Origin of the sequence: Vibrio sp. 10N.247.311.14, from assembly GCF_041467715.1 — a bacterium.
In the GTDB taxonomy this organism is placed as follows: Bacteria; Pseudomonadota; Gammaproteobacteria; order Enterobacterales; family Vibrionaceae; genus Vibrio; species Vibrio crassostreae_C.
The window spans coordinates 1-8,098 of the sequence record NZ_JBFSVE010000087.1 but is presented as its reverse complement, the minus strand read 5'-3'; the positions used below and the strand labels follow the sequence as shown (position 1 = coordinate 8,098).

The following is an 8,098-nucleotide window of genomic DNA, read 5'->3' as shown; positions in this document are numbered from 1 at the left end:
ACGGCGTCCACGAGCCAGTTGAATGTACTTCAACCAAACACGCTCTAACTTGGACTTTGCCTTATGAGGGTGAGACAACACTTTAATGAAGTGTTTTTCTTCTGCATTGATTGGTGCTAGTTCACCAGTTTCAAGTGCAAGCATAGTGTCACCAAACAAGGTTAGGATTTCCTCTTCTGAAAGAGTAAAATCACCCGACTTAGCGAACCCTCTCGGGAATTTAATGGTGTCATAAAAACGTTTTTTTCCGTGTCGGAATTCGGTCTCAGACATATCAGCCTCAGTAATGTGGTTAGATAGAAATTAGTGTTTATTGCTCACGCGAAAATATTGTTAAAAGGCTAAAATAGGAAACAAAATGTTTTTGCCTTTACGATAAACAATCCTAGATCGGCTAGTTAGCAGATTTATTACAGAGATGTATTTGATGGATGTGAAAGTATTTAGAACCTTTCTTGAGGTTGCAAGGGTGCGCCATTTTGGGCGTGCAGCTGAAAACTTGTATTTAACACAAGCGGCGGTGAGTGCGCGGATCAAACAGCTTGAAGGCTATTTTGATACTCAGCTCTTCATTCGTGACCGCAATAACATCAAACTCACATCTTCCGGTGAACGTTTGATTGGTTATGCCGAAGTGATGGTGTCCACCCTACAACAAGCCAAATTTGAGCTGTCGTTAGAGAGTGGTAAAGCCTTGCAGTTAACGCTGGGCGGCACGCCGAATATTTGGGATGCGTATCTGCAAAACTGTTTAAGTGTGGTAACCGACTCTTTTGGTGGTTACGGCTTTATGGCAGAGGTGATGGGGCGCGAGCAACTGAACCGTAATTTGTTAGAACGAACCTTAGATATGGCTTTCGCGTTCGATCAGATCAAAGCAGAAGAGCTGAACTGTAAAAAAGTCGCTGACTTGGTTTTGGTGTTGGTATCAACGCAGCAAGATGATCTGGAATCTGTATTTCAACATAAGTATGTTTATGTGGATTGGGGAACGCGCTTTGGTTCTGAACACGCAGAACGTCACCCTAAAGTGCCAGCACCGTACCTACGTACCTCTACAGCCCGTATCGCCCTCGACTTCATTTTAGAGAAAGGCGGCAGTGCGTATCTTCCGGTGTCTCTAGTCGAACCTTTTATCGATTCGGGTCAGCTGCACAAGGTGAAAGGGGTTGAAGACTGGTATCTCCCAATTTATCTGAGCTACCGTAAAAGCAGTACCTCGGTTGATGCGATCATGCAGGTTGAGAAGTTGGTTAATGAGATTGACCCATCGACGGCTTACACATTGCAGCAAGCCGCTGAACAAGCACCTGAGTAACGGCATTCGCGGTAAGCAGTGGCTTTGCTGATTAGATTCAATAAAAAATGGCTCCCAACTAATTGTATAGTTGGGAGCCATTTTTGTTTTAAACCAGAAATGTACTTCTTTTCGGAACTAGAGATCGTTTCTAATTCCATAAATATCGTTTAAGCCTGGTATGTGTAGCCTTTATTAAAAGCCCTATAGGTTCATTAGATTCTCAATAGACTCTTCAAGAGAGTGTGACATGTACGAATGGATTTGATTGCCATCCGTTGCGTCAATCTCGATCATAGAAATCCCGTTGTCCGCTTTGTCTTCAAGAAAGCTTAGAGACTGCTCGACTGATTGACTGGTGAGAACCTGTTGATTTGATAAAACAATACGACATGTGTGTAGAACCATAGCCTTTTCCTTTTTATATTCGATAGGTCTCTGCATCTTGGCGTGCTAAGTACCGATCGTTGACGTTGTGAGAAGAATGCCCTCTCTAGGTTAAATTTAGTCGAATTGAATAAAATTAAAACCCTTTTTTGTGATTTATCTGACCTTCGCTTCCGAAAGTGGCTAGCGACAATGGTGGTTCACGGTAAACTTTTAGGTATCGGATCAAACGCTATGGTAAGTGGGAAGAGTACGGCATGTCGAAAAAGATCAATCACAACAGCAGCTTAACCAGTGAGCAGTGCCATTTGGCTCGATATGCACGAGATGCTCGCATTGATGGGATGTTTTTTACAGCGGTGAAAACGACAGGAATTTTTTGTCGCCCGATTTGCCCAGCCACACCACCCAAAGAAGAAAACGTCGAATATTTTTCCCATCAAGCTCAAGCATTGAAAGCGGGATATCGTCCTTGTTTACGTTGTCGACCAGACAGCGCACCTTTTTCGCCGGCTTGGAAGGGCGTCGAAACCACTTTCTTACGTGCGATGCAGTTGATTGATAATGGCGCTCTGAATTCAGGATCTATCGTCGACCTTGCAACGCGGTTAGGTATTTCAGATCGTTATTTACGAACCTTATTCGACAATTACATCGGCGTGTCACCCAAGCAATATAGTCTGTACAGTCAATTGATGTTTGCCAAGCAGTTGCTGCACACCAGTAGCATGAGCATTACTGATGTCGGCTTTGCTAGTGGCTTCAATAGTACGCGCCGTTTTAATGATGCCTTTCAAAAAGAGCTGCAGCTTTCGCCAAGCCAAATTAGGCGAGCGAAGCCAAGTGACACTCAGAGTAATCATATTCAGCTTGGTTTTCATGGACCCTTAGATTGGAACCACTTGTTGAGGTTTTATCGACGAAGAATGATTGAGGGCTTAGAAGGCGTTGGCGAAGATTATTATAAGCGCACGGTAAATGTGAACGGGTCAAAGGGTTGGTTCAAGGCGACTTTAGCCAAAGATAACCGCTTGGATATTGAATTCGAGTTGGATGATATAAGCCAATTAAGAAGCTTGATTGCGAATATCCGCCGTATGTTTGATCTTGATGTCGATATTGCCAAGGTTGAGACGTTCTTTACGACTATCGATCCTAACTTGGTGGCTAAGAGTGGTATCCGTATTCCTGGCGTGTGGAGTGCTTGGGAGGCAGGCGTGAGAGCGATTCTAGGACAGCAAGTTTCGGTAACCGCGGCGATTGGTCAGCTTAACTTATTGGTCAAAGAGCTTTCTGATGAACATGAGAAAGCCAGCTTCCCAACACCAAAACAGATAGCGGACGCTGATGTTAGCTTCTTGAGAATGCCGGGAAGCCGCAAAGAGACCCTAAAGCGTTTTGCCGAATACATGGTCGACAATGAAGCTGAGCATCCTTCCAAATGGATTGAGCTAAAAGGGATTGGGCCTTGGACTATTCAATATGCACTGCTTCGCGGGTTAAGCGAACCTAATCATCTATTGGTTGGTGACTTGGTGGTGAAGAAGTTTATTGAGCATCGCCCCGCCATCAACACGGAGAGTGTTTCGCCTTGGGGTAGTTACGCCACGTTCCACTGTTGGAATCAGTCTTAATCGGAATACTAAGCTAGGAGATATCATGGACAACCGTTTTACTTACTATGAGAGCCCATTGGGAACCGTGACGTTACAGGCGAACGATGAAGGCTTGCTCGGCCTTTGGTTCGAGACACATACCACCAAGCCGGAACCGTTGGGTGTTCAAGATGATAGCTTTCCGATCTTTGCATTGGCTATCGAGCAGCTTAATCGCTATTTCTCGGGCGAAGCTATTCAGTTTTCTGTGCCGATTGCAGCCAAGGGCACGCCATTTCAGCAGTCGGTTTGGCAGGCGCTGACGACCATTCCTTATGGAGAGACTTGGAGCTATGCACAACTGGCCGATGCGATAGGCAATCCGAAAGCCGTTCGTGCTGTGGGTTTGGCGAATGGCAAAAATCCGGTTTCAGTGATTGTGCCGTGTCACCGTGTGATTGGTAAAAACGGCAAACTGACGGGTTATGCAGGTGGCGTAGAACGTAAACAGCACTTATTGGTGATAGAGGGAAGAGAGCAAGACTAGCAAGCGATTTAGCCATGAGCCTGTCGAGATGCTGGCTGAATATCTCGTACTACTTAATGGTGAAGGCGAGTGGTTCTTAAAATATGACTTTGAATTAAAATCAACGCTTTCTGGGAAATATCGATTTGGTTGCATATTCTTTGACTATGTTCTCTAGGCAAGGATGCCCAAATGAATAGATTCCCCTTACTAATATCTGGCTGCAGCTCTGCATTATTGCTGACAGGTTGTTTAACTGATACCAGCCGACCTTTCGAGGTTCCACAGCTTGCTCTGTTCAAAGGTATGTATGAGAACGCAGATAATGACAGTTATCTACTTTTTGAATCCGGGCAAGTGACTTATCAAACAACGGATAATTCCGTGACTCGAACCTATCGTGTTGATGATGACTTGATCACCATTGAATTCAATTCTGGAAGCAGCCGAACTGACTCTAGACTAGTGATGCGCATTCAACAGAAGGGCGAGATGCTAACTTGCAACCAATGTCCAGCGATACAATTGAGTAACGTCTGGACACTTGTAGATAAGCCTGTGAAAGACAGTTCGAACTAGAAAAGATCTCCGAATTAGAAAAGATCGCCATTAAGCCATAGGTGTGCAGCGATACTGACGGCATAGCCAATCATGATCACTGGCATCCATTTCAAGTGGCCAAAGAAGGTGTATTTGCCATGCGCCGCGCCCATTAACGCCACACCTGCCGCACTACCAATAGATAACAAGCTGCCGCCAACGCCTGCGGTTAAGGTGATCAGTAGCCAGTTACCCATCGACATTTGAGGTTCCATCGATAACACGGCAAACATCACCGGAATGTTATCGACAATCGCAGATAAGATCCCCACCATGATGTTGGCCCAAATTGGATCCCATTGGCTATACATCACGCCAGAGGCAAGCTCCAAGTATCCCAGTAGACTCAAGCCACCTACACACATTACCACGCCGTAGAAGAACAGCAGAGTGTCCCATTCGGCATGGGACACTCTTCGAAATACATCAAAGGGCACGACTGAACCGAGTCGCTTCAATGCCCCCCCATCATTGTTGGCAATCGCCACCGCTTTTTTCTTCGCCAGTGAATTTGGTAAGGTCTTACGCAAGAAATAACCAAAGAACTGTAGATACGCCAGCCCCATCATCATGCCCATTACTGGAGGGAAGTGGAGTACGGCATGGAAAGCAACCGCAGTGCCGATGGTCATGATGAACAACAACACGATGCGTCTTGCACCGCGTTTTAATTCAACGTGCTGATGCACCGTGTCGGGTTGGGTTGTGGGAACAAAGTAAGACATGATCATTGCAGGGACGAGGTAATTCATCACTGAAGGAATAAATAAGGGAATGAATTCACTGAAGCTCACATAACCAGCCTGCCACACCATCAACGTTGTGATGTCACCGAATGGGCTGAACGCGCCGCCAGAGTTAGCGGCTATCACGATATTCACACAGGCTAGGTTAACGAATTTAGGGTTAGATCCTGCGACTTTCAGAACCACGGCACACATCAATAGAGCTGTGGTGAGGTTGTCGGCGATCGGTGAGATAAAGAAGGCCAGAATACCGGTTAGCCAGAACAGAGAGCGGAAATTAAAGCCTTTGCCCACCATCCACGCTTGCAGCGCATCAAACAGTCTTCTCTCTTCCATGGCGCTGATGTAGGTCATGGCGACGAGTAGGAAAAGTAACAGCTCAGCGTATTCCAGTAAGTTGTGTTCGAGTGCTTGCTTAGCGACTTCAACAAGGTTGTGTTCTTGGTAGATAAAACCAATGATTATCCAGATCAGTCCTGCTGCAAGTAACACTGGCTTAGATTTTCGGAGCTTTAGGTACTCTTCCATCATCACCACGATGTAGGCGACAACGAAAATGGTCAGGGATAGGTAGCCAGCGAATGAGTTGGTGAGCTTGAGTGGTTCTCCCAACTGAGAAGTGGCAGCACCTGCTACCGAAGAAAAGAGTAACAAAGAGAGAACAGCAGAAAGCTGGATACCTAACATGGATTACGCTCCGAAGTTAATAAGTTATTAACACGGGTAAAAGAGTAGACCTAAATAACCATGTGCAGTGTGATAGATATCTTAATAATTCAATAGATTATAATGAAAGGAATAGACTGTGATGTGAACGAAATACGGTCTTACATACTCAAAATTACTGTCTTCCACACTTAAGTTAAAGACTAAAGACTAAAGACCAAAGAAAAAGCCCTACCGGACTCAGTGCCGATAGAGCTTATTCGAAATTGCCAACATTATGCAGCATTGAGATCAAACGTCAGTGTTTGTTCTGCTGCACATACTTCAACAGGCCAGCCATAGGATTGGTATTCAAGCGCAAGTTTGTCCGCCACTACGCGAGATACCGTTGCAGTGATCCACATGCCTTTGCCCATTACTTGATATTTAAGCGTTCTCATTTCCATAGTCATCACCGTTCTCCTTCTATATTGGCTGGGCGAAGTCTATAGCACCTCTGAGGGCTGAAATTTCGAATTAAGCTCAAATTCTTTATAAAATGGCTCACTGTTTGCGCTTGGCTCAAAACTCAATCAACTAAGGGAAAACGGTTGCGTTCTGGAAGCGAAATCACTATTTAAGTCTCTGTATTATAATCGAATTAAAATTGACCAGAAAAACAATGTAAGAGATCTCTTACAACATTATCAGAGATCGCACTAGGTAAAAACTTCTCACTAGAAGCCAGACTTGTGTGGTGATTGTGTGCGTTTTTGGTTGCGCTGTTGAAGCAAGATTTGTTTAGTTTTGTATGTGAAATATTCTAATTTATTTAGCGTATGGTTCTGCTTTTAAATCAAAATCACAGTTTTATATGTTGCTGTGCTTCTTTTATTCAAACCGATACGCTATTTGATTTTGGTCATTAATCTTTCGCTCATTAGTTTGCACTATCTATACGTGTTCTGTTCCACATAAACGAGATGTATAGAGGTCCTTATGACTAATCCAACCAAAACCGATCGTAAAGTCACGATCGGCAGCTATATCGCACTCGCGTTCGCGATTGTGTTCTTTTCAGGTTTAATGCAGTCCAATGAATGGTATGGAGTGTTCGATTTTACAACGCTCAACGGTTCATTCGGTAAGGTCGCTTACGATGTGAGTGAAACGGCCGATGGTATTCAAGCGGCAACGACGTCACTGCGTGGTAAAGGTGGTAGTGGTGCTCGCGACGGTTTCATTTTTGCTTTGACACTTATTCCGACCGTGATGTTTGCACTGGGTATGATCAACGTACTTGAGCATTACGGTGCACTGGATGCGGCTCGTAAACTGCTGACACCTCTGCTTCGCCCTCTGATGGGTATTCCGGGTAACTCAGGCTTGGCACTGATTGCTTCTTTGCAAAGTACCGATGCGGGTGCTGCGATGACCAGACAACTGAAAGATGAAGGGCATCTGACTAAGCGTGAAACCGATGTCTTCACCATGTTCCAGTTTACGGCGGGTGCGGCGATCGTTAACTTTTTCTCTTCAGGTGCGGTTCTGTTCACTCTAACGGCGATGGATGGTTCTTTGGCGGTAACATCGTCAATTGGTTTGGCTGTGGCTGTGATGTTCATCTTCAAGTTTGTCGGTGCGAACCTGTTCCGTATTTACCTCAACATTACTGAAGGCAAAGAAGACAAACCAAAATCAGACAAAGAACAAAAACTGGCAGAGGAAGTAGCATAATGAGCGAAGTTAAAGCAAAGAAACCAATGGTTACTGATATTTTCGTTGAAGGTGCTAAGAAAGGCTGGGTTATTGCGACTACCTCTACGGTACCGAATGTTCTGATGGCGTTTGTGATCATCAAGGCATTGCAGATCACCGGTGCGCTGGATTTGATGGGCAGTGTTTTTGCTCCAATCATGGCGGTATTTGGTTTACCTGGCGAAGCGGCAGCGGTATTGATTGGTGCGTGGATGTCGATGGGTGGCGCAGTGGGTGTGGTTATCACGCTGTTTGACCAAGGCATTCTGAACGGCAACCATATAGCTATCTTGGCGCCAGCTATCTACTTGATGGGCTCTCAGGTGCAATACATGGGCCGTATTATGGGACCAATTGGTACTGAAGGTCGCTACATCCCGGTGATGATCGCGATTTCGGTATTGAATGCGTTAGGTGCAATGTTCTTGATGAACATTATTTTGTAACGTGACTTTGAACGGTTAGCTGCGAACAGCTTTCAGACGTTACAAAAAAGCACACTTAACTTAAAGTTAGACTTAAAAGTTAGAAACCCCTTACACAA

The 8,098-nt window shown here is 45.0% G+C and carries 10 protein-coding genes; 6 read left to right on the top strand and 4 right to left on the bottom strand.

What is annotated here, in order from left to right; translation table 11 throughout:
* The coding region (locus AB6F11_RS21105) for a DUF413 domain-containing protein (RefSeq protein ID WP_372179663.1) at positions 1-273 on the bottom strand (273 nt) is incomplete at its 3' end.
* A 154-nt stretch (positions 274-427) separates the two neighbouring features.
* Here AB6F11_RS21105 and AB6F11_RS21100 point away from each other — a divergent pair.
* Entirely contained in the window at positions 428-1,318 is an 891-nt protein-coding gene (locus AB6F11_RS21100; protein ID WP_017061518.1) for a LysR family transcriptional regulator, read from the top strand.
* Positions 1,319-1,501: 183 nt separating this feature from the next.
* Here the strand turns inward: AB6F11_RS21100 and AB6F11_RS21095 are convergent, their stop codons facing one another.
* Complete coding sequence (locus tag AB6F11_RS21095; RefSeq protein ID WP_017061519.1) at positions 1,502-1,705, bottom strand: hypothetical protein; 204 nt, start codon at positions 1,703-1,705, stop codon at positions 1,502-1,504.
* A 236-nt stretch (positions 1,706-1,941) separates the two neighbouring features.
* On the opposite strand from AB6F11_RS21095, the gene AB6F11_RS21090 reads away from it, so the two are divergent.
* The 3 genes from AB6F11_RS21090 to AB6F11_RS21080 all read left to right on the top strand — a co-directional run bounded on the left by AB6F11_RS21090 (position 1,942) and on the right by AB6F11_RS21080 (position 4,384).
* Positions 1,942-3,318: an AlkA N-terminal domain-containing protein gene (locus AB6F11_RS21090; protein ID WP_104216095.1), complete on the top strand. Its 1,377-nt coding sequence runs from the start codon at positions 1,942-1,944 to the stop codon at positions 3,316-3,318.
* A 25-nt stretch (positions 3,319-3,343) separates the two neighbouring features.
* Positions 3,344-3,826 carry a methylated-DNA--[protein]-cysteine S-methyltransferase gene (locus AB6F11_RS21085; protein WP_017061521.1) on the top strand — a complete coding sequence of 161 codons (483 nt, stop codon included), beginning with the start codon at positions 3,344-3,346 and terminating at the stop codon, positions 3,824-3,826.
* 171 nt (positions 3,827-3,997) lie between these two features.
* Positions 3,998-4,384: a hypothetical protein gene (locus tag AB6F11_RS21080; protein ID WP_017061522.1), complete on the top strand. Its 387-nt coding sequence runs from the start codon at positions 3,998-4,000 to the stop codon at positions 4,382-4,384.
* A 14-nt stretch (positions 4,385-4,398) separates the two neighbouring features.
* On the opposite strand, the gene nhaD is transcribed toward AB6F11_RS21080, so the two are convergent.
* The gene (gene nhaD / locus AB6F11_RS21075) at positions 4,399-5,838 is read right to left on the bottom strand and encodes a sodium:proton antiporter NhaD (protein WP_102397980.1); all 1,440 of its coding nucleotides are present in this window, start codon (positions 5,836-5,838) and stop codon (positions 4,399-4,401) included.
* A gap of 254 nt (positions 5,839-6,092) precedes the next feature.
* Positions 6,093-6,269, bottom strand: a complete 177-nt coding sequence (locus tag AB6F11_RS21070) for a hypothetical protein (protein WP_017061524.1) — start codon at positions 6,267-6,269, stop codon at positions 6,093-6,095.
* Between the two features lie 526 nt (positions 6,270-6,795).
* Here AB6F11_RS21070 and AB6F11_RS21065 point away from each other — a divergent pair.
* On the top strand, positions 6,796-7,533 hold the full coding sequence (locus AB6F11_RS21065) for a nucleoside recognition domain-containing protein (RefSeq protein ID WP_102397981.1): 738 nt from the start codon (positions 6,796-6,798) through the stop codon (positions 7,531-7,533).
* Positions 7,533-8,000 (top strand): YjiG family protein, encoded by a 468-nt coding sequence (locus tag AB6F11_RS21060; RefSeq protein ID WP_102393339.1) that lies wholly within the window; start codon positions 7,533-7,535, stop codon positions 7,998-8,000. The genes AB6F11_RS21065 and AB6F11_RS21060 overlap by 1 nt, the downstream gene beginning before the upstream one ends.
* Positions 8,001-8,098: the final 98 nt, after the last annotated feature.